20 protein-coding genes are annotated in these 26,445 nt (G+C 61.0%); 15 read left to right on the top strand and 5 right to left on the bottom strand.

What is annotated here, in order from left to right; all coding sequences use genetic code 11:
• Positions 1–24: 24 nt before the first annotated feature.
• The 7 genes from EI969_RS27715 (at position 25) to EI969_RS27685 (ending at position 12,529) form a co-directional block, all read left to right on the top strand.
• The gene (locus EI969_RS27715) at positions 25–918 is read left to right on the top strand and encodes a hypothetical protein (protein WP_160390514.1); all 894 of its coding nucleotides are present in this window, start codon (positions 25–27) and stop codon (positions 916–918) included.
• Between the two features lie 19 nt (positions 919–937).
• Positions 938–1,384 (top strand): 50S ribosomal protein L9, encoded by a 447-nt coding sequence (gene rplI / locus EI969_RS27710; RefSeq protein WP_046039839.1) that lies wholly within the window; start codon positions 938–940, stop codon positions 1,382–1,384.
• Between the two features lie 120 nt (positions 1,385–1,504).
• A complete protein-coding gene (gene dnaB, locus EI969_RS27705; RefSeq protein ID WP_034149637.1) occupies positions 1,505–2,902 on the top strand; it encodes a replicative DNA helicase in 1,398 nt (465 codons plus the stop codon).
• Between the two features lie 217 nt (positions 2,903–3,119).
• Positions 3,120–5,423 (top strand): YgiQ family radical SAM protein, encoded by a 2,304-nt coding sequence (locus EI969_RS27700; protein WP_160390513.1) that lies wholly within the window; start codon positions 3,120–3,122, stop codon positions 5,421–5,423.
• A 365-nt stretch (positions 5,424–5,788) separates the two neighbouring features.
• Positions 5,789–9,064, top strand: coding sequence for a transglutaminase family protein (locus EI969_RS27695; protein ID WP_160390512.1), 3,276 nt, complete (start codon positions 5,789–5,791; stop codon positions 9,062–9,064).
• Positions 9,065–9,152: 88 nt separating this feature from the next.
• Positions 9,153–11,639 (top strand): circularly permuted type 2 ATP-grasp protein, encoded by a 2,487-nt coding sequence (locus EI969_RS27690; protein WP_160390511.1) that lies wholly within the window; start codon positions 9,153–9,155, stop codon positions 11,637–11,639.
• Positions 11,639–12,529 carry a transglutaminase family protein gene (locus tag EI969_RS27685; protein WP_160390510.1) on the top strand — a complete coding sequence of 297 codons (891 nt, stop codon included), beginning with the start codon at positions 11,639–11,641 and terminating at the stop codon, positions 12,527–12,529. The genes EI969_RS27690 and EI969_RS27685 overlap by 1 nt, the downstream gene beginning before the upstream one ends.
• Before the next feature lie 154 nt (positions 12,530–12,683).
• Here EI969_RS27685 and EI969_RS27680 read toward each other — a convergent pair whose 3' ends face one another.
• Positions 12,684–12,875 carry a hypothetical protein gene (locus tag EI969_RS27680; RefSeq protein WP_110660080.1) on the bottom strand — a complete coding sequence of 64 codons (192 nt, stop codon included), beginning with the start codon at positions 12,873–12,875 and terminating at the stop codon, positions 12,684–12,686.
• A gap of 68 nt (positions 12,876–12,943) precedes the next feature.
• On the bottom strand, positions 12,944–13,531 hold the full coding sequence (locus EI969_RS27675; protein WP_160390509.1) for a TIGR00730 family Rossman fold protein: 588 nt from the start codon (positions 13,529–13,531) through the stop codon (positions 12,944–12,946).
• A 344-nt stretch (positions 13,532–13,875) separates the two neighbouring features.
• On the opposite strand from EI969_RS27675, the gene azu reads away from it, so the two are divergent.
• Positions 13,876–14,322: an azurin gene (gene azu / locus EI969_RS27670; RefSeq protein WP_007973294.1), complete on the top strand. Its 447-nt coding sequence runs from the start codon at positions 13,876–13,878 to the stop codon at positions 14,320–14,322.
• Positions 14,323–14,524: 202 nt separating this feature from the next.
• Here the strand turns inward: azu and nadE are convergent, their stop codons facing one another.
• From nadE to EI969_RS27655, 3 genes are all read right to left on the bottom strand, one after another.
• Positions 14,525–15,352, bottom strand: coding sequence for an ammonia-dependent NAD(+) synthetase (gene nadE / locus EI969_RS27665; RefSeq protein WP_160390508.1), 828 nt, complete (start codon positions 15,350–15,352; stop codon positions 14,525–14,527).
• Between the two features lie 4 nt (positions 15,353–15,356).
• Positions 15,357–16,583, bottom strand: coding sequence for a nicotinate phosphoribosyltransferase (gene pncB / locus EI969_RS27660; protein WP_160390507.1), 1,227 nt, complete (start codon positions 16,581–16,583; stop codon positions 15,357–15,359).
• Positions 16,584–16,786: 203 nt separating this feature from the next.
• Complete coding sequence (locus EI969_RS27655; RefSeq protein ID WP_150813606.1) at positions 16,787–17,698, bottom strand: LysR family transcriptional regulator; 912 nt, start codon at positions 17,696–17,698, stop codon at positions 16,787–16,789.
• A 175-nt stretch (positions 17,699–17,873) separates the two neighbouring features.
• On the opposite strand from EI969_RS27655, the gene EI969_RS27650 reads away from it, so the two are divergent.
• From EI969_RS27650 to EI969_RS27620, 7 genes are all read left to right on the top strand, one after another.
• Entirely contained in the window at positions 17,874–19,364 is a 1,491-nt protein-coding gene (locus EI969_RS27650; protein ID WP_160390506.1) for an aldehyde dehydrogenase family protein, read from the top strand.
• Between the two features lie 114 nt (positions 19,365–19,478).
• On the top strand, positions 19,479–20,762 hold the full coding sequence (locus EI969_RS27645; protein WP_150714595.1) for an FAD-binding oxidoreductase: 1,284 nt from the start codon (positions 19,479–19,481) through the stop codon (positions 20,760–20,762).
• A gap of 362 nt (positions 20,763–21,124) precedes the next feature.
• Positions 21,125–22,258: an ABC transporter substrate-binding protein gene (locus tag EI969_RS27640; RefSeq protein ID WP_160390505.1), complete on the top strand. Its 1,134-nt coding sequence runs from the start codon at positions 21,125–21,127 to the stop codon at positions 22,256–22,258.
• 231 nt (positions 22,259–22,489) lie between these two features.
• On the top strand, positions 22,490–23,404 hold the full coding sequence (locus EI969_RS27635; RefSeq protein ID WP_160390504.1) for a branched-chain amino acid ABC transporter permease LivH: 915 nt from the start codon (positions 22,490–22,492) through the stop codon (positions 23,402–23,404).
• A gap of 3 nt (positions 23,405–23,407) precedes the next feature.
• On the top strand, positions 23,408–24,691 hold the full coding sequence (livM, locus tag EI969_RS27630; protein ID WP_110660053.1) for a high-affinity branched-chain amino acid ABC transporter permease LivM: 1,284 nt from the start codon (positions 23,408–23,410) through the stop codon (positions 24,689–24,691).
• Complete coding sequence (locus tag EI969_RS27625; protein ID WP_160390503.1) at positions 24,688–25,563, top strand: ABC transporter ATP-binding protein; 876 nt, start codon at positions 24,688–24,690, stop codon at positions 25,561–25,563. The genes livM and EI969_RS27625 overlap by 4 nt, the downstream gene beginning before the upstream one ends.
• On the top strand, positions 25,560–26,276 hold the full coding sequence (locus tag EI969_RS27620; RefSeq protein ID WP_160390502.1) for an ABC transporter ATP-binding protein: 717 nt from the start codon (positions 25,560–25,562) through the stop codon (positions 26,274–26,276). Before EI969_RS27625 ends, EI969_RS27620 begins: the two co-directional genes overlap by 4 nt.
• Positions 26,277–26,445 lie beyond the last annotated feature (169 nt).

Below are 26,445 nucleotides of genomic sequence, written 5' to 3'. Positions count from 1 at the left end.
GACACGTAGCAAAGGATTGAATGTATGCGTGCCTTAGCTGAGTTCATCATGCGGGGCCGTGTGCAGGCCACTCTGGTAGTGGCTGGATGTGCGGCATTGCCGTTGTTGTATTGGTTGGGTGCTGCCGCCGGATGCCTTGTGCTCCTGCGGCGCGGATTGAAGGACGCCCTGGGCGTTCTTGCTCTGGGACTGCTGCCGGCATTGATCTGGTGGCTTTACTCCGACGACCCACGGGCACTTCTGGTGCTGCTGGGGTCTGCGAGCCTTGCGTTGGTTTTGCGCGCAAGCGAGTCCTGGAACCGCGTGCTGCTGGTCAGCATAGCGATGGGAGTGGTGTTTTCAGTGGTGTTGGGGACAGCTTTTGCTCCCCAGATCGAGATGCTGGCGCAGGCTTTGATAAAAGTCATGCCGTCGCTACTCGGTGACGTCTACCAGAAGTTGTCGGTAGACGAACAAGCGCGTTTCGCGTCCCTGATTGCACCGGTCCTGACCGGCCTGATTGCGGCGTTGTTGCAAATCGTCAGCTTGCTGAGCCTGCTTGTCGGGCGCTACTGGCAGGCGTTGTTGTATAACCCGGGCGGTTTTGGTCGCGAGTTTCGCGCCATCCGCTTCCCGCTGTTGCCGGCGATGTTGCTGCTGGCGTGCATGCTTCTGGGGCCGAATCTCGGTTCGCAGATGGCCATGTTGACGCCGTTGTGCAGCGTACCGCTGGTGTTCGCCGGGCTGGCCCTGATTCACGGGCTGGTGGCGCAGAAGCGACTGGCCAGGTTCTGGCTGGTGGGGTTGTACGTGACGCTGTTGCTGTTCATGCAACTGATCTATCCGTTGCTGGTGGTCCTGGCCATCGTCGACAGCCTGATTGATTTTCGCGGTCGTTCGGCACCGAAAGATGCCGATAACGCGAACGGTGAAGGTTAAAAGTTAAGAGGATTTTCACATGCAACTGATCCTTCTGGAAAAAGTCACCAACCTGGGCAACCTGGGTGACAAAGTGAACGTTAAGGCTGGTTACGGTCGTAACTACCTGCTGCCTTACGGCAAAGCTACCGCTGCGACCCCAGCCAACCTGGCTGCGTTCGAAGAGCGTCGTGCAGAGCTGGAAAAAGCAGCAGCAGATCGTAAAACTTCGGCTGAAAGCCGCGCTGCCCAACTGGCCGAGCTGGAAGTGACCATCACTGCCACCGCTGGCGACGAAGGCAAGCTGTTCGGTTCGATCGGTACTCACGACATCGCTGACGCACTGACCGCCTCCGGCGTTGAAGTGCAGAAGAGCGAAGTTCGTCTGCCGAACGGCACCATCCGCAACGTAGGCGAATTCGACGTAGCCGTGCACCTGCACGCCGAAGTTGAAGCCACCGTACGCGTTGTCGTGGTAGCAGCTTAAGCAGCACTTGTCGGCTGGCACCCTCGGGTGCTTGCCGGTAACATCGGGCACGATCCTGTTTACAGGTCGTGCCCTTTGTCTTTCTGGCATCCCCGTTTTTACATCTGATTCCAAGTGGCCATGAACGAAATCTCCGCTCCTGAGCAATACGATCTGCAAACCGCCGCGCTGAAAGTGCCGCCGCATTCCATCGAAGCCGAACAGGCTGTACTCGGTGGTCTGATGCTGGACAACAACGCCTGGGAGCGCGTGCTCGATCAAGTCTCCGACGGCGATTTCTATCGACATGACCACCGTCTGATTTTCCGTGCGATCGCCAAGCTGGCGGATCAGAACTCCCCGATTGACGTCGTGACCCTTGCCGAACAACTGGACAAGGAAGGTCAGACGTCGCAAGTGGGTGGCCTCGGTTACCTCGGCGAACTGGCGAAAAACACCCCGTCCGTCGCCAACATCAAGGCTTATGCGCAGATCGTCCGTCAACGCGCGACGTTGCGCCAACTGATCGGCATCAGCACCGAGATCGCCGACAGCGCCTTCAACCCGGAAGGTCGCACCGCCGAAGAGATTCTCGACGAAGCCGAGCGCCAGATCTTCGCGATTGCCGAGGCCCGGCCGAAAACCGGTGGCCCGGTGGGCGTGAACGATTTGCTGACCAAAGCCATCGATCGCATCGACACGCTGTTCAACACAGACAACGCCATTACCGGCCTGTCCACTGGCTATACCGACCTTGATGAGAAGACCAGCGGTCTGCAGCCGGCTGACTTGATCATCGTCGCCGGTCGTCCGTCGATGGGTAAAACCACCTTCGCGATGAACCTGGTGGAAAACGCCGTACTGCGCAGCGACAAGGCTGTTCTGGTGTATTCCCTCGAGATGCCAGGCGAATCGCTGGTCATGCGTATGCTGTCGTCCCTCGGCCGGATCGACCAGACCAAGGTGCGTTCCGGTCAGTTGGAAGATGACGACTGGCCGCGCCTGACCTCGGCGGTCAACCTGCTCAATGACCGCAAGCTGTTCATCGACGACACCGCCGGTATCAGCCCATCGGAAATGCGTGCGCGTACCCGACGCCTGGCGCGTGAGCACGGTGACATCGGCCTGATCATGATCGACTACCTTCAGTTGATGCAGATTCCAGGTTCCGGCGGTGACAACCGGACCAACGAGATTTCCGAAATCTCGCGTTCCTTGAAAGCCCTGGCGAAGGAATTCAACTGCCCGGTGGTGGCGCTGTCCCAGCTCAACCGTTCCCTGGAGCAGCGGCCGAACAAACGTCCGATCAACTCCGACCTCCGGGAATCCGGAGCGATCGAGCAGGACGCCGACGTGATCATGTTCGTTTACCGAGACGAGGTGTATCACCCGGAAACCGAGCACAAGGGCATTGCCGAGATCATCATCGGCAAGCAGCGGAACGGCCCGATCGGTTTTATCCGCCTGGCGTTCATCGGTAAGTACACCCGTTTCGAGAACCTGGCGCCGGGTAGCTATAACTTCGACGACGACGAGTAAGTTTTTCATCGTCTGACCCGGCCCCATCGCGGGCAAGCCCGCTCCCACAGTGATTTATGGTGTACCTGCTATTTTGGTATCACACAGAACCCTGTGGGAGCGCGCTTGCTCGCGATGGGGTCGACGCAATTTCCGACCACAGTCGTCGGAATTGGTCAAAAAATGTGCTATATTCCGCGCCCGCGAAATTCAATGAAAGCCAACACCGGTTATCGACATGCAAGCAGCCAAGCCGTTATTTGACTATCCCAAGTACTGGGCCGAATGTTTCGGGCCAGCGCCGTTCCTGCCCATGAGCAGGGAGGAGATGGATCAGCTCGGCTGGGATTCCTGCGACATCATCATCGTCACCGGTGATGCCTACGTCGATCACCCGTCGTTCGGCATGGCGATCATCGGCCGGCTGCTGGAGTCCCAGGGCTTCCGCGTCGGGATCATTGCCCAGCCGAACTGGCAGTCCAAAGACGACTTCATGAAGCTCGGCGAGCCGAACCTGTTCTTCGGTGTCGCGGCCGGCAACATGGACTCGATGATCAACCGCTACACCGCGGACAAGAAAATCCGTTCCGACGACGCCTACACGCCGGGTGGCATGGCCGGCAAGCGTCCGGACCGCGCCAGTCTGGTCTACAGCCAGCGCTGCAAGGAAGCCTACAAAAATGTGCCGATCGTACTTGGCGGCATCGAAGCGTCCCTGCGCCGCATCGCGCATTACGATTACTGGCAGGACCGGGTGCGCAACTCGATCCTGATCGACGCCAGCGCCGACATCCTGCTGTACGGCAACGCCGAGCGGGCCATCGTCGAGGTTGCCCAGCGCCTGTCCTACGGTCACAAGATCGAAGACATCACCGACGTGCGCGGCACCGCGTTCATCCGTCGTGACACGCCGCAAGGCTGGTACGAAGTCGACTCCACGCGCATCGACCGTCCGGGCAAGATCGACAAGATCATCAACCCGTACGTCAACACCCAGGACACCCAAGCCTGCGCCATCGAGCAGGAAAAGGGCCCGGTTGAAGACCCGCAGGAAGCCAAGGTCGTACAGATCCTGGCCAGCCCGCGCATGACCCGCGACAAGACCGTGATCCGTTTGCCGTCGGTGGAGAAGGTCCGCAATGACGCGGTGCTCTACGCCCACGCCAACCGCGTGCTGCACCTGGAAACCAACCCGGGCAACGCCCGTGCGCTGGTACAGAAGCATGGCGAAGTCGACGTCTGGTTCAACCCGCCACCGATTCCGATGACCACCGAAGAAATGGACTACGTGTTCGGCATGCCTTATGCGCGCATTCCGCACCCGGCGTACGGCAAGGAGAAGATCCCGGCCTACGACATGATCCGCTTCTCGGTGAACATCATGCGTGGCTGCTTCGGCGGCTGCACCTTCTGCTCGATCACCGAGCACGAAGGCCGGATCATCCAGAACCGTTCCCACGAGTCGATCATTCGCGAAATCGAAGAGATTCGTGACAAAGTCCCGGGTTTTACCGGCGTGATCTCCGACCTCGGCGGCCCGACCGCGAACATGTACCGCATCGCCTGCAAGAGCCCGGAAATCGAATCCGCGTGCCGCAAGCCATCGTGCGTGTTCCCTGGCATCTGCCCGAACCTGAACACTGACCACTCGGCGCTGATCCAGTTGTACCGCAGTGCCCGTGAATTGCCGGGTGTGAAGAAGATTCTGATCGCTTCCGGCTTGCGCTATGACCTCGCGGTCGAGTCGCCGGAGTACGTCAAGGAACTGGTGACCCACCACGTCGGTGGCTACCTGAAGATCGCCCCGGAACACACCGAGGAAGGTCCGCTCAACCAGATGATGAAACCGGGCATCGGCAGCTATGACAAGTTCAAGCGCATGTTCGAGAAGTACTCCAAGGAAGCGGGCAAGGAGCAGTACCTGATTCCTTACTTCATCGCCGCCCACCCGGGCACCACCGATGAAGACATGATGAACCTGGCCTTGTGGCTCAAGGGCAACGGCTTCCGTGCCGACCAGGTGCAGGCGTTCTACCCGTCGCCGATGGCCACCGCCACCGCGATGTACCACTCGGGCAAGAACCCGCTGCGCAAGGTCACTTACAAGTCTGACGCGGTGACCATCGTCAAGAGCGAAGAGCAGCGTCGCCTGCACAAGGCGTTCTTGCGTTATCACGACCCGAAAGGCTGGCCGATGCTGCGTGAAGCGCTGACCCGCATGGGCCGCGCCGACCTGATCGGGCCTGGCAAGAACCAGCTTATCCCGTTGCACCAGCCGTCGACCGACAGCTACCAGAGCGCCCGTCGCAAGAACTCGACGCCGGCCGGCAGCCACAAGGTTGCAGGAGAAAAGACCACCAAGATCCTCACCCAGCACACCGGCCTGCCACCGCGCGCCAGCGATGGCGGCAACCCGTGGGACAAGCGTGAGCAAGCCAAGGCTGCGGCGTTCGCCCGTAACCAGCAGGCGGCCAAGGAGCGCAAGGACGCGGCCAAGGGCAAGGGGCCGAAGCCGGCTCGCAAGCCGGTCGTGCCGCGCTAAACCGCGCTTGAGCTGAACAGAACGCCAACCTTCGGGTTGGCGTTTTGCATTTTCAGGCATAGGAAATGTGTTGAAGCCATAGGCCTCATCGCTGGCAAGCCAGCTCCCACAAGGATCTTCAATGGCCACAGTATTGTGAGCGGCAGATAAACCTGTGGGAGCTGGCTTGCCAGCGATGAGGCCGGCTCATTCAACCTTTCAGCAACTGCTCGCCACATTAAGGCGCAACTACCTCAACCCATTTCCTCGCATCGCCCGATTTTGGTGCTGTACTGCCTCCTGTAACGGGGGAAAGCGCCAGCGCCACTGGATGGCATAAGTCTTGCGCGCTTTCCCATACGCTCAAGGCTCGCAGGAGGCACGCCGTGTCGATTCATGTCGCATTGCACCATGTCACGCATTACCGCTATGACCGCGCTGTCGAGCTCGGCCCGCAGATCGTTCGCCTGCGTCCCGCCGCTCACAGCCGCACGCGGATTCTGTCCTATGCGTTGAAAGTCTCCCCCGAACAGCACTTCATCAACTGGCAGCAGGACCCTCAGGGCAATTACCTGGCGCGGCTGGTGTTCCCGGAGAAAACCGAAGAGCTGCGGATCGAAGTCGATCTGCTGGCAGAAATGGCGATTTTCAATCCGTTCGACTTCTTCCTCGAACCCTACGCGGAACAAATTCCCTTCGCCTATGCCGCCGATGAGCGCAAGGAACTGGCGCCGTACCTGGAAACCCTGCCCCTGACGCCGAAGTTCAAGGCCTATCTCGACGGCATCGACTGCACCCCGTTGCCCGCCGTGGATTTTCTCGTCGCGCTCAACCAGCGCCTGAGCGACGACATCGACTACCTGATCCGCATGGAGCCGGGCGTCCAGACGCCTGAACACACCCTTGAACACGCCTGCGGTTCGTGCCGCGACTCCGCGTGGTTGCTGGTGCAGCTGTTGCGCAATCTGGGGCTGGCGGCACGGTTCGTCTCGGGTTACCTGATCCAGTTGACCGCCGACGTCAAGAGTCTCGACGGTCCGTCCGGCACCGAAGTGGATTTCACCGATCTGCATGCCTGGTGCGAGGTGTACTTGCCCGGTGCCGGCTGGATCGGCCTGGACGCGACGTCCGGGCTGTTTGCCGGTGAAGGACACATTCCGTTGGCCTGTAGTCCCGATCCCTCCTCTGCGGCGCCGATCAGTGGCCTGGTGGAACCGTGCGAGTGTGAATTCAGCCACGAAATGTCGGTGGAGCGGATTTGGGAAGCCCCGCGGGTCACCAAGCCCTACACCGACGATCAGTGGCAGGCGATTCAGGCCCTGGGCCGGCAGATCGATGCGGACCTGCTTGAAGGCGATGTACGCCTGACCATGGGGGGCGAGCCGACCTTTGTGTCCATCGATGACCCGGACGGCGCCGAGTGGAACACCGCCGCACTGGGGACGGATAAACGACGGTTGTCCGCCGAACTGTTCCAGCGCATGCGCAAGCACTACGCGCCCCAGGGGCTGGTACATTTCGGGCAGGGCAAGTGGTATCCCGGCGAGCAACTGCCGCGCTGGTCGCTCAATTGCTACTGGCGCCGTGACGGCGTGCCGATCTGGCACAACAGCGCGCTGATCGCCGACGAACAGCAAGACTACGGCGCCGATGACGCGCTGGCCGGGCGTTTTCTGGCGAGCGTCGCCGAGCGTTTGAAAATTCCGACGCGATTTGTGTTTCCAGCCTACGAAGACAATTTCTATTACCTCTGGCGTGAAGGCATGTTGCCGCAGAACGTCAGCGCCGAAGATTCGCGTCTTGAAGAACCCATGGAGCGTGCGCGTCTGCGCAAAGTCTTCAGCCAAGGCCTGGACAAGGTCATCGGCCAGGTCCTGCCGCTGGCGCGCACCGCCAAGGGCGATCAATGGCAGAGCGGCCGCTGGTATCTGCGCGACGAGCACTGCCGACTGGTGCCGGGGGACTCGCCGCTGGGTTATCGCTTGCCGCTGGGTTCGCAACCCTGGGTGAAAGCGGCGGAGTATCCGTTCATTCATCCGCAAGACCCGAATCAAGACTTCCCGCCGCTGCCCGACACCGCACAACTGCAAAGCCAGGGCGAGCTCGCCGAGCTGCAAGAGCGCGCACCGAAGGTCGACGAATCCGCCGACTGGCTGACCCGTACGGCGTTCTGTGCCGAGGCGCGGGAAGGCCGGTTGTACCTGTTCATGCCGCCGCTGGAGCGGGCCGAGGACTACCTCGAACTGGTCACGGCCATCGAAGCCACCGCGCAAGAGCTGATGTGTCCGGTGTTGCTGGAGGGCTATGAGCCGCCGAGCGATCCGCGCCTGGGCAATTTCCGCATCACCCCGGACCCGGGGGTGATCGAGGTCAACGTGCAGCCGTCCGCGACCTGGGATGAGCTGGTCGAGCGCACAGAGTTCCTCTACGAAGAAGCGCGCCAGACCCGGCTGACCACCGAGAAATTCATGATCGACGGCCGGCATACCGGCACGGGCGGCGGCAACCATTTCGTGCTGGGTGGCGCGACACCGGGGGACTCGCCGTTTCTGCGTCGCCCGGATCTGCTGCGCAGCCTGATCAGTTACTGGCACAACCATCCGTCGCTGTCCTACCTGTTTTCCGGGTTGTTCATCGGTCCGACATCCCAGGCACCGCGTGTCGACGAAGCGCGCAACGATGCATTGTATGAACTGGAAATCGCCTTCGCACAGATGCCTGAAGTGGGTGAAGAATGTCCGCCATGGCTGGTGGATCGACTGCTGCGCAACCTGCTGATCGATGTCACCGGCAACACCCACCGCGCCGAGTTCTGCATCGACAAGCTCTATTCGCCGGACGGTGCCACCGGGCGCCTCGGGTTGCTGGAGCTGCGTGCATTCGAGATGCCGCCCCATGCGCGCATGAGCCTGGCGCAACAGCTGTTGCTGCGGGCGCTGGTCGCGCGGTTCTGGCGCGAGCCCTACGCACCGCCGAAACTGGCGCGCTGGGGCACGGAGCTGCACGATCGCTTCCTGTTGCCGCATTTTATCGAGCAAGACTTCGCCGATGTCATCGTCGACCTCAATGCCGCCGGTTATCCGGTGCGGGCCGAATGGTTCGCCGCGCACCTGGAGTTCCGTTTTCCCAAGGTGGGCGATTACGCCGTCAGTGGCATTGCGCTGGAACTGCGCCAGGCGCTCGAGCCCTGGCATGTGCTGGGCGAAGAGGGCGGCATGGGCGGCACGGTGCGTTACGTAGACTCGTCGCTGGAGCGCTTGCAGGTCAAGCTCAGTGGCTTGCCGCCTCAGCGTTACCTGTTGACCTGCAACGGCATTCCGGTGCCCTTGCAGCCGACCGGACGTGTAGGGGAATTCGTCGCGGGTGTGCGCTTTCGTGCGTGGCAACCGGCCAACTGTCTGCAACCGACCATTCCGGTCCATGCGCCGCTGGTGTTCGACCTGCTCGACACCTGGATGCAGCGCTCGCTGGGCGGTTGCCAGTACCACGTCGCCCACCCGGGCGGGCGCAACTACGACAGCTTGCCGGTGAACGCCAATGAAGCGGAGAGCCGGCGTATGGCGCGGTTCTTCCGTATCGGACACACGCCGGGGAAAATTCCTGTACCGATTGCGGACATTAACGACGAGTTGCCGATGACGCTCGATTTGCGACGTTTCTAGACCGTCCGCGACGCCCGGGTTTTTCGTCTATCCGGGCGTCACGAGCCTGCGCTAGTCTGACCGTTCATTGCTGTCTGCCGAGCTTTCCATGCCTGACCTGCTAGACCGCTACCCGCTCACGGCGGGCACCTATCACGAACTGCTCGACGACAGTGGCGCCGTGCGCGCGCACTGGCGCCGACTGTTCGAGCAGTTGCAACGCAGCACGCCGGCGCAGTTGGTGCAGCGTCAGGCGTTGCTGACCCGGCAAATCCAGGAAAACGGCGTTACCTATAACGTCTATGCCGACCCCAAGGGCGCGGACCGGCCATGGGAGCTGGACCTATTGCCCCATGTCATCGCGGCTGACGAGTGGCAGCAGTTGTCGGCCGGCATCGCTCAGCGGGCGCGCTTGCTCAATGCCGTGCTCGCTGACCTTTACGGTCCGCAACGATTGATTGCCGAGGGGCTGCTGCCGGCGGAGCTGGTATTCGGCCATAACAACTTCCTATGGCCCTGCCAGGGCATCAGTCCGCCCGACGGAGCCTTTCTGCATCTGTATGCGGTAGATCTGGCGCGCACACCCGATGGCCGCTGGTGGGTGACGGCGGATCGTACCCAGGCGCCGTCGGGAGCCGGGTATGCGCTGGAAAACCGCACGATCGTATCCCGAGCCTTTCCCGAGCTGTACCGCGATCTGAAAGTGCAGCACCTGGCCGGGTTCTTCCGCACCTTGCAGGAAACCCTGGCCCGGCAGGCCCCGAGTGACGGGGACGCGCCGTTGGTGGTGCTGCTGACACCAGGGCGTTTCAACGAAAGTTATTTCGAGCATCTGTATCTGGCTCGCCAGCTCGGTTATCCGCTGGTGGAGGGCGGCGACCTGACGGTGCGCGACGCCACGGTTTACCTGAAGACCCTGAGTGGCCTGCGTCGGGTCCACGCGATCATGCGTCGTCTCGATGACGATTTCTGCGATCCGCTGGAGTTGCGCACCGATTCGGCCCTCGGCGTGCCGGGCCTGCTGGAAGCGGTGCGCCAGGGGCGGGTGCTGGTGGCCAACGCTCTCGGCAGCGGTGTACTGGAATCACCGGGCTTGTTGGGTTTCCTGCCGAAGATCAATCAATTCCTGTTTGGCGAAGAACTGATTCTGCCGTCCATCGCCACCTGGTGGTGCGGCGAAGCGCCGGTATTGGCCCAGGCCCTGGAAAAGCTGCCGGAGCTGCTGATCAAACCGGCGTTTCCGTCTCAAAGCTTTGCACCGGTATTTGGCCGTGATCTGAGTGAAAAACAGCGCCAGGAACTCGCCGAGCGCATGCAGGCTCGGCCATACGCCTATGTCGCGCAAGAACTTGCTCAATTGTCCCAGGCGCCGATCTGGCAAGCCGAGGACGGTCAGCTGCAACCCCGCGCCATCGGCATGCGCGTGTATGCGGTGGCCAGCCGCGAGGGGTATCGGGTACTGCCCGGTGGCTTGACCCGGGTCGCCGCGCAAGCCGATGCCGAAGTGGTGTCGATGCAACGCGGTGGCGCCAGCAAGGACACCTGGGTGCTGGGCGAGCGTGCGCCCAGCGGCGAACAATGGAAGGCCCAGCGCAACATCGGTGTGCATGACCTGGTGCGGCGCGATCCGTACCTGCCGTCGCGGGTGGTGGAAAACCTGTTCTGGTTCGGTCGTTACTGCGAACGTTGCGATGACAGTGCCCGTTTGCTGCGCATCATGCTGGCGCGCTATGTCGACGGCGACGACCCGCAAGCCCTGCAGGCCGCGGTGGATCTCGGCGAACGGCTGATGTTGCTGCCCGAGGAGGGCGAGTTGCCCGAGCGCCTGTTGGCGGCGTTGCTCGGCGATGACTGGCCGTTCAGCCTGCGTTCCAACCTGCAACGCCTGCAGTGGGCCGCATCCCAGGTGCGCGGCAAGCTCTCGCGGGAAAACTGGCAGGCATTGGTGGAGTTGCAGCGCGAAGCCATGGAGCTGGAAACCGAAGAGCCGGATTTCGGCGAGTTGCTGGACTTCCTCAACCGGCTGGTGATGTCCCTGGCGGCGTTGTCGGGCTTTGCCCTGGACGACATGACCCGGGACGAAGGCTGGCGTTTCCTGATGATTGGCCGGCGGATCGAGCGCCTGCAATTTCTCAGCGGCAGCCTGGCGGCGTTCCTTCGGGGCGCCGGGGCTTTCGACCAGGCCGGGCTGGAATGGCTGCTGGAACTGGGCAACAGCAGCATCACCTACCGGTCTCGATACCTGGCGGTGGCGCAGTTGATCCCGGTGCTCGACCTGCTGTTGCTCGATGAGCAGAACCCTCACGCCGTGTTGTTCCAGTTGAAACTGGTGACCCGCACCCTCAAGCGCCTCAACGATGACTTTGGCGTGCCGCGCGAAGCAGCGCTGCCGCAATTGGTCGAGCGACTGGCGCGATTCGATCTCGGCTGCCTGGAGAACCCGCTGTTCGGCGACGCCAGTGTTCGCGCCGCGATCGGGGGGCTGGCCGCACTGCTGCAAGAGATCGCCGACGCCAGCGGGCAGGTGTCCGATCGCCTGGCGTTGCGGCATTTCGCCCATGTCGACGATGTCAGTCAGCGCACGGTGTCCGTCTGATGAGCGCTCACTACCAGATTTTCCACGACACCCATTATCACTACGACAGCCCGGTGTCCCTGGCTCAGCAACTGGCGCATTTGTGGCCGCGACCTTGTGCCTGGCAGCGCTGCACCGACCGGCAACTGCAGATCAGCCCGCAGCCGACCTCGCGCCGCGATGAGCTGGATGTCTTCGGCAATCCGCTGACCCGGCTGGCATTCGAGCGTCCTCACGATGAATTGCTGGTCAATGCCAGCCTGACCATTGAAGTGCTGCCCCGACCTGCGCTGGACTTCAATCTGTCACCGGCGTGGGAACAGACCCGTGGCGCGCTGACCTACAGCAGCCAAGCGCTGTCACCCGAGTTGCTCGAAGCCTGCCGATACCGGTTTGAATCGCCGTATGTGCATTTGAAGAAAAACTTCGTCGAGTTCTCGCAAAGCTGTTTTCCGCCCGGTCGAGCGTTGTTGCTCGGCTTGCAGGCGCTGATGGAGAAAATCTTCAGCGAGTTCACCTTCGATGCCGAGGCGACCCAAGTGGCGACGCCGCTGGTAGAAGTGCTGGAGCGTCGACGCGGGGTTTGCCAGGACTTTGCTCACCTGATGCTCGCCTGCGTGCGTTCCAGAGGGTTGGCGGCGCGCTACATCAGCGGCTACCTGCTGACCCAGCCACCACCGGGCCAGCCGCGATTGATCGGTGCTGATGCATCGCACGCCTGGGTCTCGGTGTTTTGTCCGGTGCTGGGGTGGGTGGACTTCGATCCGACCAACAATGTGCAGCCGGCACTGGAGCACATCACCCTGGCCTGGGGCCGCGATTTCTCCGATGTTTCGCCGTTGCGGGGGGTGATTCTGGGGGGCGGTAATCACGACCCGGAAGTGCGGGTCACCGTGATGCCACTGGACTGACAACGATCCACTGTAGGAGCGAGCTTGCTCGGGAAAAACGCTAGGGCACCGCGATTCTCCCGGTTTCCCGCGTCATCGTTAACGACCATCGCGAGCAGGCTCGCTCCTACAGAGGATCCGGTGGGCCTGATCAGATCATCGGGCCCTGAGGGTCTCAGGCGTCGGGCGCCTGATCTTTCGGTGCTTCAACATCACTTTCTGCGGCCACTTCACCTTCTGCTTCCGGGTTCAGTGCGGCGGCTTCTTCTTCAGCTGTAGCTTTCTTGCGCTGAAGCTTTTCCTCTTTCTTCTGCTCCTTGGCCAAGTCTCTCTGACGTTTGGCGAAGGAATAATTGGGTTTAGCCATGGGCGATCCTCTGGGGTCGAAGGTGAGGTTGAGCGGCGCGTATTCTGCCCTGTATCGGTGCCGAGTCGTTAGTCGGGTTTTTGCTCGACCCACTTCGGCGGTACGCTCGGCTGCCAGCTATCGAGAGCGTCGAGCAGTGTTTGCGGCGATTCGCTCACCTGCAGCATGTCACGGTGCGGCGCGCGAACGAAGCCTTCGCCGACGATGTGATCAAGAAAACCGGTGAGTTTGCTGTAGAAACCGTTCACTTCCAGCAAACCCAGCGGTTTGCCGTGGTAGCCGAGCTGGCCCCAGGTCCAGACTTCGAACAATTCTTCGAGGGTGCCAAGGCCACCGGGCAGGGCGATAAAGGCATCGCTGAGCTCGGCCATCCGTGCCTTGCGCGCATGCATGCCATCGACCACTTCCAGGCGGGTCAGGCCGCTGTGGCCGATTTCCTTGTCCTTGAGGCTTTGCGGGATGATGCCGATCACTTCACCGCCGGCCGCCAGGGCCGCGTCGGCGACGATGCCCATCAAGCCCACGGCGCCGCCGCCATAAACCAGAGTCAGCTTGCGTTCGGCCAGAGCCCGGCCAAGGGCCACGGCGGCTTCGCGGTAAGCCGGGTTGGTGCCGGTGCTGGCGCCACAAAATACACAGACGGATGTTAAAGACATGCCTTGCTCCATGGTCGATCAAGGCCACAGAGTAAAGCCAGGCGCACCGTACTCCAAGGGCTAGACTTGGTGTTCCCGGGTTTCGTACGTACCGCTGGCGCCGCAAGCGTAGGCGGCCAGCAAACTGCACAACAGACTGTTGATCGACATGACAGATGTTCCATTTGAAGGGGGACGGCCTGATGATAGGCCCGGACCAGACACTTGGCCGTTAGATAGTTTGCATCGGGCTCATAGCCCGAAAGTTGTATACAATTTTTGATTCAAGTCATATGAACTTGCGAAGTTTTCAGGCAGTCTTCTGTCCATTCGCGATTTCGTTAACCCTGCCTTGGAGATTCACCATGTTTGCCAAACTTGTTGCGGTATCCCTGTTGACACTGGCCAGCAGCCAACTGATGGCTGCAGAGTGCAAAGTCACTGTCGACTCCACCGACCAGATGTCTTTCGACACGAAGGCCATTGAAATCGACAAGAGCTGCAAGACGTTTACCGTGGAACTCAAGCACTCCGGCAGCTTGCCGAAGAACGTCATGGGCCATAACTGGGTGCTGAGTAAAGAAGCCGACATGCAGCCGATCGCCACCGATGGCCTGAGCGCCGGCATCGACAAGAACTACCTGAAGGAAGGCGACGCCCGCGTGATCGCCCACACCAAGATCATCGGCGCCAACGAAACCGATTCGGTGACCTTCGATGTGTCCAAGCTCGCGGCCGGTGAAAAGTACGGGTTCTTCTGCTCGTTCCCGGGCCACATCTCGATGATGAAAGGCACCGTGACCCTGAAGTAAACAGGCACACCGCGTCATCGTTCATCGCGGGCAAGCCACGCTCCCACAAGGTTCTGTGTCGGACACAATTTTTGTGAACACCTGAAATCCTGTGGGAGCGGGCTTGCCCGCGATGAGGCCAGAAGCATCGACGCATGTTCTGGCCAAAGAAAAAGCCCGCTGAAGCTCAACACTTCAGCGGGCTTTTTCATTCAATCACCAATCAAGGCGCAAACGGCATAACCCGCTTGTGATGGGTCTTGTTGTACGTATCGCAAATGATCTTGAACGCTTCCTCGCGTACCGGGTTGCCGTGCAGGAACGCATCGATCTCGGCATAGGTCACGCCATGGGACGCTTCGTCCGGTTTGCCGGGCGACAGGTCTTCGAGGTCGGCGGTCGGGACTTTTTCCACCAACGACTCCGGCGCGCCGAAGCTGCGGGCGATGGCGCGGACCTGGTTTTTCACCAGGCCACTCAGTGGCGCCAGGTCGCAGGCGCCGTCACCGAACTTGGTGAAGAACCCCATCACCGCTTCCGCCGCGTGATCAGTGCCGATCACCAGGCCATGGGCCGCGCCGGCGATGGTGTACTGGGCGACCATGCGCATGCGCGCCTTGGTGTTGCCGAGCACGAAATCCACCGACACCGCATGTTTGCCTTCGAAGGCCGCCACTTCATTGGCCAGGGCCTTGACCGCCGGGCCGATGTTCACGGTGTGGCGCTCGTCCGGCTTGATGAAGTCCACCGATGCCTGGGCGTCGTGCTCATCGAACTGGGTTTCGTAGGGCAGGCGCACGGCGATGAATTTGTAGGCGGCGTCGCCGCTGCGCTGGCGCAGTTCACGCACGGCGCGCTGGGCCAGCAGGCCGGCGGTCAGGGAGTCGACACCGCCACTGATGCCCAACACCAGGGTCTTGAGCCCGGAGTTGACCAGACAGTCCTGAATGAAGGTCACCCGCCGGGCGACTTCAGCCTCGAGGGCGGCTTCGTCGGCGAATGGCGGCTGGACCTTGAGCTGTTCAGCAATCTCACGCTGTACGGCTTGCATGAATTCACTCCTTGCTTGATGTACTTGAAAGGGCGGCAGGAACCTGGAAAACGTGTCGCAGGTAGGCGACGAAATTCGGGTCTTTACAGTGCGTCTTGCCTGGCTCGTCGGAGATCTTCGCCACCGGCTGGCCGTTGCAGGCGGTCATTTTAAGCACGATGCTCATCGGTTCGACACCCGCAATGTCACAGGTCAGGTTGGTGCCGATGCCGAAGCTGACATTGATCCGACCGCGCAGCACCCGGAATATCTCCAGGGCCTTGGGCAGGGTCAGGCTGTCGGAGAAGGTCAGCGTCTTGCTCATCGGGTCGATGCCGAGCCTGTGATAGTGGGCGATGGCTTTTTCCGCCCAAACCACCGGGTCGCCCGAGTCGTGGCGCAAACCGTCGAAAAGCTTGGCGAAAAACAGGTCGAAATCGCCGAGGAAGGCATCCATGGTGATGCAGTCGGTCAGGGCAATCCCCAGCAGGCCCCGGTATTCGCGGACCCAGCAATCGAGTGCGGCGATCTGGCTGTCGATCAGCCGCGGGCCGAGTTGCTGGTGCGCCATGATCCACTCGTGGGCCATGGTCCCCAGGGGTTTCATGTCCAGTTCCCTGGACAGGTGCACGTTGCTGGTGCCGACGAAGCGTCCGGGGAAATCGTGCTTGAGCACATTCACCACTTCTTCCTGCACTCGGTAGGAAAAACGGCGACGGGTGCCGAAATCGGCCACCTGCAACTCGGACAATTCATCACTGCTGGCGTTGGCGCTCAGCCAGTCGAACTTGCGGTAGAGCTGCTCGCGGGCCTGCTCCAGTACGATTTCACGGTAGCGATAGCGGTTGCGCACCTCGCTGACCAGCGCCAGCAGGGGCACTTCGAACAGGATTACATGCAGCCAGGGGCCACGCAGGCGGATAAACAGCTCACCGTTTTCGATGCCGGTGTGGATGTAGCGCAGGTTGAAGCGAAACAACCCTAGAAAACGCAGGAAATCCGGCTTCAGGAAGCTGATGCGCTCCAGAAAGCTCAATTGATCGGCGCTCAGGCTCAGTTCGGCCAGGCGCTCGATCTGGAAACGGATTTCCGCCAGATAGGGGCGCAAGTCCTCGCTGTTACGGCAACGAAACTCCCATTCGACTTCGACGTTGGGGTAGTTGTGCAGCACCGCCTGCATCATGGTCAGCTTGTAGAAGTCGGTGTCGAGCAGGTTCTGCACGATGCGATCGGCAAATACACTCTCGCTCATAACGGGAATCTCCAGCGCAGCGGTATTGATCAGTGGCGCTAGTGGCGCATATCAGAGGGCTGGATTGCCAGCGATTTCTTGGATCACTCTAGATCCCTGTGGGAGCGGGCTTGCCCGCGAAGAGGTCGGCACATTCAAAATCAATTTTGTCCGGTATTACGCCTTCGCTGGCAAGCCAGCTCCCACAGGTACGGCGTGCACCCCTAAATTTGCGACATCTCAGGGCTATCGATCTGCTCCAGCATCCACTTCACGAAGTCCCGCACCTTGGGCACTTCCGCCGAATGCTCCGGGTACGCCAGGTAATAGGCGTCGGTACTGGGCATTGCATGCTGCCAGGGAATGACCAGCTTGCCGTCAGCCAGTTCCTCTTCCACCAGAAAGCGTGGCAACAACGCCACGCCGCAGCCAACCTGGGCGGCGCGGATGCACATATAGAAGGTTTCGAAACGCGGGCCGTGGTAGCTGTGCTCGGTGTGATAACCCTGGTGATCGAACCAGTCATGCCACGCCTGGGGGCGCGAGGCGTTTTGCAGCAGGACCAGGTCGGTCAGTTGCGTCGGGTCGGTGAACGGCGTGTCCGGCAGGCTGCCGGGGGCGCATACGGGCACCAGCTCTTCGCCGAATAGCTTCAGGCACTCGGTGCCGGGCCGCGAACCCTGGCCGAAGTAGAACGCCAGGTCGCTGCGCCCTTGCAGCAGATCGTCGGCTTCCTGCTCGCTGCACAGGTCCAGGTGAATCGATGGATGCCGCAGGCGCCAGCCTTTCAGGCGCGGTACCAGCCAGCGTGCACCGAAAGTAGGAGGCGTCGAAACCCGCAGGACTTCGGTTTCGCCACCGTAGGAACGCAGGTAATGGGTCGACATCTCCACCTGGGTAAGGATTTTTCGCACCTCAACCAGGTACAGATCGCCGGCTGGCGTCATCTGCAGGCGGCGGCGCACCCGACGGAACAGCAGGTGCTGCAGCAGCTCTTCGAGTTGCGCGACCTGTTTGCTCACGGCGCTTTGGGTCAGGTTCAGCTCTTCGGCGGCCCGGGTGAAGCTCAAATGCCGGGTGACGGCCTCGAAGCACTGCAACGCAGCGATCGATGGCAAGTAGCGTTTATTCAGCATGGGCGGTCCTTGGTTCTTGTCTCTTTATTGCCAGCAATGCACAGCATGAATAAACGGAATGATATCTCTCTTAATGGTCGTTTGTTGAGTAACCTCCGGGCAGCTAAAACTACAGGTCTGATCAGCCGTGAATTTCCGGCTGCACGTGTTCTGTCTTTTGCTTGAGGAGTGACCCATGGTTGCCGCATTGCTTGATCGTCTAGGTGTGAATCCGGCCCTGTACCAGAACGGCAAAGTGCCGGTGCATTCGCCGATCGATGGCAGCACGATTGCCGCTGTGAACTGGGAAGGCGCGGCTGAAGTCGAGCAGCACATCAGTCGCGCAGATCATGCGTTCGAACTGTGGCGCAAGGTCCCGGCACCGCGCCGTGGTGAGTTGGTGCGTCAATTCGGTGAAGTGCTGCGCGAATACAAGGCAGACCTCGGCGAGCTGGTGTCCTGGGAAGCCGGCAAGATCACCCAGGAAGGCCTGGGTGAAGTTCAGGAAATGATCGACATCTGCGACTTCGCCGTCGGCCTGTCCCGTCAACTGTACGGTTTGACCATCGCCTCCGAGCGTCCTGGCCACCACATGCGTGAAACCTGGCACCCGCTGGGCGTCGTCGGCGTGATCAGTGCCTTCAACTTCCCGGTCGCGGTCTGGGCGTGGAACACCACGCTGGCGCTGGTGTGCGGCAACCCTGTGGTGTGGAAACCGTCGGAAAAGACTCCGCTCACGGCACTTGCCTGCCAGGCACTGTTCGACCGCGTGGTGAAGAATTTCAGCGATGCCCCTGCGCACCTGTGCCAGGTGGTCATCGGTGGCCGCGATGCCGGCGAAGCCCTGGTGGATGACCCGCGCGTTGCGCTGATCAGCGCCACCGGCAGCACCCGCATGGGCCGCGAAGTGGCGCCGAAAGTGGCCGCGCGCTTTGCCCGCAGCATTCTCGAACTGGGCGGTAACAACGCCATGATCCTCGGCCCGAGCGCCGACCTGGACATGGCCGTTCGCGCGATCCTGTTCAGCGCCGTCGGCACCGCCGGTCAGCGCTGCACCACCCTGCGTCGCCTGATCGCCCATGAATCGGTGAAGGAAGAAATCGTCACCCGCCTGAAGGCCGCGTACTCGAAAGTACGTATCGGCCATCCGCTGGAAGGCAACCTGGTCGGCCCGCTGATCGACAAGCAAAGCTTCGACAACATGCAGGATTCGCTGGAGCAGGCCCTGAGCGAAGGCGGCAGGGTCTTCGGCGGCAAGCGTCAGCTCGAGGATCAATTCCCGAACGCCTACTACGTGTCGCCGGCGATCGTCGAAATGCCGGAGCAGAGCGACGTGGTGTGCCACGAAACCTTCGCCCCGATCCTGTACGTGGTCGGTTACAGCGACTTCCAGGAAGCCCTGCGCCTGAACAATGCCGTGCCACAAGGCCTGTCCTCGTGCATCTTCACCACCGACGTGCGTGAAGCCGAGCAGTTCATGTCGGCGGTGGGCAGCGACTGCGGCATCGCCAACGTCAACATCGGCCCGAGCGGCGCGGAAATCGGCGGTGCGTTCGGTGGCGAGAAAGAAACCGGCGGCGGTCGCGAGTCCGGCTCCGATGCATGGCGCGGCTACATGCGCCGCCAGACCAACACCGTGAACTATTCGCTGGAGTTGCCGTTGGCTCAAGGGATCACGTTTGACTGATAGGCCCTCATCGCTGGCAAGCCAGCTCCTACAAGGTGTACACAAACCCTGTGGGAGCTGGCTTGCCAGCGATGCGTTGTTTTTGTTTGTTAGGTTTCTGCCTGGAGTCTGGCAATGCCGTTACGCGAAGAGTGTCTGTGGGAAAAACTGACGCCGCAAAGGCCGGACAATTCGGCCCTCAAGGGTGAGGTCACGGTGGATGTCTGCGTCATCGGCGCCGGGTTTACCGGTCTGTCGGCGGCGGTGCATCTGCTGGAACAAGGCAAGAGTGTTTGTGTGCTCGAAGCCCATCGCGCCGGCCACGGTGGCTCGGGGCGCAACGTCGGGCTGGTCAATGCCGGGATGTGGATTCCCCCGGACGAGATCGAGGCCGGGTTTGGCAGCGAAGTCGGCAGCCAGCTCAACCGCATGCTGGGTGCGGCGCCGTCCCTGGTGTTCAGCCTTGTGGATAAATACAACATCGATTGCCAGTTGCGCCGCGAAGGCACGCTGCACATGGCGCACAACGCCCGTGGCGAAGCCGATCTGCGCAGTCGGGAAGAGCAATGGAAGCGTCGCGGCGCACCGGTGGAATTGCTCACCGGTCAGGCCTGCGAGCAAGCAACCGGCACGAAAAAGATCGCCGCCGCGCTGCTCGATCGCCGTGCCGGCACGCTCAACCCGATGGCCTACACCACGGGGCTGGCCAAGGCAGCCATCGGTCTGGGTGGTCAGTTGTTCGATCATTCCCCGGTTACCCGGCTCGAACGCCAGGGCCAGCGCTGGTCGGTGCAAACCGCCCAGGGTTCGGTCATGGCCGAGAAAGTGGTGATTGCCTCCAATGCCTACACCGAAGGCGACTGGACAGAGCTGCGGCGCAATTTCTTCCCCGGTTATTACTATCAGGTGGCCTCGGTGCCGCTGACCGAAGAGGCTGCGCAGCAAATTCTTCCGGGCGGCCAGGGTTCCTGGGATACCCGTCAGGTCCTGAGCAGTATTCGTCGGGATAAAGACGGGCGCCTGCTGCTGGGCAGCCTCGGCAATGGCAATCAGAAGCCGGCCTGGTTTCTCAAGGCCTGGGCCGACCGGGTGCAGCAGCACTATTTCCCCTACCTCAAACAGGTGGAGTGGGAGTGCACCTGGACCGGTTGCATCGCCTTCACCCCCGATCATTTGATGCGTCTGTTCGAGCCGGCGCCCGGTTTGGTGGCAGTCACCGGCTATAACGGCCGGGGCGTGACCACGGGAACGGTGGTCGGCAAGGCCTTCGCCGATTACCTGTGTAACGGAAATCCTCAAGCGCTACCGATTCCCTTTGCGCCCATGCAGCCACTGGCCGGGGTGGGGTTGCGCAGCTGTCTGTACGAGGCGGGATTCTCGCTGTATCACGCAGGCCAGTGCCTGCGGATCGTGATCTGAAGGTTGATTTTTGCAGTGGAAAGCGGCGCTTTTTCGATCAGCAGCTAGCCTGTAGTGGTGCGGGTTGTAGCAGTCCCGCACCAGCAGTGTGCACTTCGGTGACGCACGTTGTTACAGGCTGGTTGCACTTCGTTTAAAGGCGCGGTTGCAATGATGGCGCATGCGGGTTGCGCCTCAAAAAAATAATGGTTTTACCTGCCGCGGTTTAGACGGTTGCACGCCCAATGAAAATGGGTCCGAAACAGTCGAAATAACAAGAAAGCAGCGACTTTTTTCAGAATAAAAAACCGATGGCACGGCCCTTGCTCTGAGCATTCAGTGAAGTCGCAGTGCCAATTAAAAAAACCATGGAGCACCACCTCATGTCCCAGACGTTTTACAAGAAAGGTTTTCTGGCCCTCGCAGTGGCAACTGTGTTGGGTGTTTCTGCGTTTGCTCAGGCTGACATCAAGATCGGCGTAGCGGGACCAATGACCGGCGCCAACGCGGCATTTGGCGAACAGTACATGAAGGGTGCACAGGCGGCGGCCGATGCGGTCAACGCGTCGGGCGGCGTGAACGGGGAAAAAATCGTCCTGGTCAAGGGCGATGACGCCTGCGAACCGAAGCAGGCCGTGACGGTCGCCAAGGACCTGACCAACCAGAAAGTCGCCGGCGTGGTCGGTCACTTCTGCTCCTCGTCGACCATCCCGGCCTCCGAGATCTATGACGAAGCGGGCATCATCGCCATCACCCCGGGCTCCACCAACCCGGCCGTTACCGAGCGCGGCCTGAGCGCCATGTTCCGTATGTGCGGGCGTGACGACCAGCAAGGCATCGTGGCCGGCGACTACATCGTCGACGTGCTCAAGGGCAAGAAAGTGGTCGTGCTGCACGACAAGGACACCTACGGCCAAGGCCTGGCGGATGCCACCAAGGCTCAACTGGTCAAGCGCGGTGTAACGCCTGTGCTGTATGAAGGCCTGACCCGTGGCGAGAAAGACTTCAGCACCATCGTGACCAAGATCCGCGGTGCCGGCGCTGACGTCGTCTACTTCGGTGGTCTGCACCCGGAAGCCGGTCCTCTGGTGCGCCAACTGCGTGAGCAAGGCCTCAAGGACGTCAAGTTCATGTCCGACGACGGCATCGTGACCGACGAACTGGTGACCACCGCTGGCGGTCCGCAATTCGTTGACGGCGTGCTGATGACCTTCGGCGCCGACCCACGCCTGCTGCCAGACAGCAAGGCTGTGGTAGACGCCTTCCGCAAGGCCGGTACCGAACCTGAAGGCTACACCCTGTACGCCTACGCTTCGGTGCAGACCCTGGCTGCAGCTTTCAACGGCGCCAAGTCCAACAAGGGCGAAGACGCGGCGGCATGGCTGAAGAAAAACCCGGTCAAGACCGTCATGGGCGAGAAGACCTGGGACAGCAAGGGCGACCTGAAAATCTCCGACTACGTGGTTTACCAGTGGGACAAGGACGGCAAATACCACCAGCTGGAAAAACAGAAGTAAGGGCTGACCCGATCGGCTGAACCCCACAGTTCCCTTGTGGGAGCGGGCTTGCCCGCGATGGCGCCAGATCAGTCGACATCCATGTTGGCTGATACACCGCTATCGCTGGCAAGCCAGCTCCTACAGGGGGGCGGCCTGATCGTGACTGACATTGCTCCGACGTATATCTGTATTTTCCTTAGAAGAACCGCACAGCCACATGTGCAGGTTCTCATTGCGTGAGATTGCGTTATGGATGGTATTTTCCTGCAGCAACTGGTCAATGGCCTGACCCTCGGGTCGGTCTATGGCCTGATCGCCATCGGCTACACAATGGTCTATGGCATCATCGGCATGATCAACTTCGCCCACGGCGAGGTTTACATGATCTCCGCTTACCTCGCGGCGATCAGTCTGGCTCTGCTGGCTTACTTCGGTATCGAATCTTTCCCGCTGCTGATGCTTGGCACACTGATCTTCACCATCGTCGTCACGGCGGTGTATGGCTGGGTGATCGAGCGTGTCGCCTACAAACCCCTGCGTAACTCCACCCGCCTGGCACCGCTGATCAGCGCCATCGGTATTTCCCTGATCCTGCAAAACTACGCACAGATCGCCCAGGGCGCGAAGCAACAAGGCGTTCCGACTTTGCTTACGGGTGCCTGGCGCGTTGAGATCGGTACCGGTTTCGTTCAGCTGACCTACACCAAGGTCTTCATCCTGATCGCCGCGTTTGTCGGGATGGGCCTGCTGACCTACATCATCAAGTACACCAAGCTCGGCCGCATGTGCCGTGCAACCCAGCAAGACCGCAAGATGGCTTCGATCCTGGGGATCAACACCGACCGGGTGATTTCCTACGTGTTCATCATCGGTGCAGCGATGGCGGCCCTGGCCGGCGTGCTGATCACCATGAACTACGGCACATTCGACTTCTATGCCGGCTTCATCATCGGGATCAAGGCGTTCACCGCCGCGGTGCTCGGCGGGATTGGCTCACTGCCCGGCGCGATGCTCGGCGGGATCATTCTCGGCATTTCCGAGTCGCTGTTTTCCGGTCTGGTGAACTCGGACTACAAAGACGTTTTCAGCTTCTCGCTGCTGGTCCTCGTTCTGGTCTTTCGGCCTCAAGGCCTGCTCGGCCGTCCTCTTGTGTCGAAGGTGTAAGCGATGTCTTCAACCACTAAAAAAACCATTGATATCAAAAAAAGTCTGGTTGACGCGATTCTTGCCGGCCTCATTGCCCTGATTGTGTTCGGGCCGATTGTCGGCGTCGTTCTCGATGGCTATGGCTTCAACCTGGAAACCACCCGGGTGGCGTGGATCGTGGCGATCGTCATGGCCGGCCGCTTTGCCTTGAGCATGTTCCTGCAGACACCCAAGGGCCTGAAAATCCTCGAAGGCTTTGAATCGACAGGCTCCGGCGTGCATGTGCTGGCGCCCGACTACAAGTCGCGGCTGCGCTGGATCATCCCGCTGGTCATCGTGATCGCCGTGGTGTTCCCGTTTTTCTCCAACTCCTACCTGTTGGGCGTGGTCATCCTCGGGCTGATCTATGTGCTGCTGGGGCTTGGGCTGAACATCGTGGTCGGCCTGGCCGGCCTGCTCGACCTCGGTTACGTGGCGTTCTACGCCATCGGTGCCTACGGTCTGGCGCTCGGTTATCAATACCTGGGCCTGGGTTTCTGGACGGTGCTGCCGCTGGCGGCGATCACCGCCGGCCTGGCCGGTTGCATCCTCGGTTTCCCGGTGCTGCGACTGCACGGTGACTATCTGGCGATCGTGACCCTGGGCTTCGGTGAAATCATCCGCCTGATCCTCAACAACTGGTTGTCGCTGACTGGCGGCCCGAACGGCATGCCGGCACCGCTGCCGACCTTCTTCGGCCTGGAATTCGGCAAGCGAGCGAAGGATGGTGGCGTGCCCTTCCATGAGTTCTTTGGCCTCACCTACAACCCGGACGTGAAGTACTACTTCATCTACGCGGTGCTGTTCCTGGTGGTACTGGCCGTGCTGTACATCAAGCATCGCCTGACCCGCATGCCTGTAGGCCGCGCCTGGGAAGCCCTGCGTGAAGACGAGATCGCCTGCCGTTCCATGGGCCTGAACCACGTGCTGGTCAAGCTCTCGGCGTTCACCATCGGTGCCTCGACGGCCGGTCTGGCCGGGGTGTTCTTCGCCACCTACCAGGGTTTTGTAAACCCGACCTCGTTCACCTTCTTCGAATCGGCCCTGATCCTCGCCATCGTGGTACTCGGCGGCATGGGCTCGACCATCGGTGTGGTCATCGCGGCCTTCGTATTGACCGTGGCCCCGGAGCTGCTGCGTGGTTTCGCCGAATACCGCGTGCTGTTGTTCGGCATCCTGATGGTGTTGATGATGATCTGGCGACCGCGCGGCCTGATTCGGATCAGCCGTACCGGTGTGACCCCGCGTAAAGGAGTAGCGCCATGAGCGAAGTCGTACTCAGTGTCGAAAAGCTGATGATGCACTTCGGCGGCATCAAGGCGTTGAATGACGTCAGCCTGCAGGTCAAGCGCAACTCGATCTTCGCCCTTATCGGCCCCAATGGCGCCGGCAAGACCACGGTGTTCAACTGCCTGACCGGTTTCTACAAAGCCTCCGGCGGCAAGATCGAACTCAATGTGCGTGGCGAGCAGACCAACGTCATCAAGTTGCTCGGCGAATCGTTCAAACCGACCGATTTCGTCTCGCCCAAAAGCTTCATCAGCCGGCTCCGCTACAAGATGTTCGGCGGCACCCACCTGGTGAACCGTGCCGGGCTGGCGCGGACGTTCCAGAACATTCGCCTGTTCAAGGAAATGTCGGTGCTGGAAAACCTGTTGGTGGCGCAGCACATGTGGGTCAACCGCAACATGCTCGCCGGCATCCTCAATACCAAGGGCTATCGCAAGGCCGAAAGCGATGCGCTCGACCACGCGTTCTACTGGCTGGAAGTGGTGGACCTGGTGGACTGCGCCAACCGCCTGGCTGGCGAGCTGTCCTACGGCCAGCAACGCCGCCTGGAAATCGCCCGGGCCATGTGCACCCGTCCGCAGATCATCTGCCTCGACGAACCGGCCGCCGGCCTCAACCCTCAGGAAACCGAAGCGCTGAGCGCGATGATCCGGCTGCTGCGCGACGAGCACGATCTGACCGTGGTGCTGATCGAACACGACATGGGCATGGTGATGAGTATTTCCGACCACATCGTGGTGCTGGACCACGGCATCGTCATCGCCGAGGGCGGACCCGATGCGATTCGCAACGACCCGAAAGTGATTGCGGCCTACCTGGGCGCCGATGAAGAGGAAGTGGTGCTATGAGCCAACCCATCCTCGAACTCAAGAACCTGGACGTGTTCTACGGGCCGATCCAGGCCCTGAAGAAAGTCTCGCTGCACATCAACGAAGGGGAAACCGTCAGCCTGATCGGCTCCAACGGCGCCGGCAAGTCGACCCTGTTGATGTCGATCTTCGGTCAGCCAAGGGCGGCGGACGGGCAGATCCTCTACCAGGGCGTGGACATTACCCACAAGTCGTCCCACTACATCGCCTCCAACGGCATCGCGCAATCGCCGGAAGGGCGGCGGGTGTTCCCCGACATGACCGTCGAGGAAAACCTGCTGATGGGCACCATCCCGATCGGTGACAAATACGCCAAGGAGGACATGCAGCGCATGTTCGAGCTGTTCCCGCGGCTCGAAGAGCGGCGTACCCAGCGGGCGATGACCATGTCCGGCGGCGAGCAGCAGATGCTCGCCATCGCCCGCGCCCTGATGAGCCGGCCGAAGTTGTTGCTGCTCGATGAGCCGAGCCTGGGCCTGGCGCCGATCGTGGTGAAACAGATCTTCGCGACCCTGCGGGAACTGGCCAAGACCGGCATGACCATCTTCCTGGTGGAGCAGAACGCCAACCACGCCTTGCGGTTGTCGGACCGGGCGTACGTGATGGTCAACGGCGAAATCCGCATGACCGGTAGCGGCAAGGAACTGCTGGTCAACGAGGATGTGCGTAACGCCTATCTTGGCGGGCACTGAGTTTTAGTGGTTATACACAAGCCCCGGTGCGCAAGCGTCGGGGCTTTTTTACATCCCCCCAAACACCGCAAATCCCCTGTAGGAGCGAGCCTGCTCGCGAAGATCCCCAGGACAACGCATTTATCCAGAATGTTCTCGTTATCGTTGACGCCCATCGCGAGCAGGCTCG

It is taken from the genome of Pseudomonas sp. PB101 (assembly GCF_009764265.1).
In the GTDB taxonomy this organism is placed as follows: domain Bacteria; phylum Pseudomonadota; class Gammaproteobacteria; order Pseudomonadales; family Pseudomonadaceae; genus Aquipseudomonas.
This window is presented reverse-complemented; position numbering and strand designations above follow the sequence as displayed.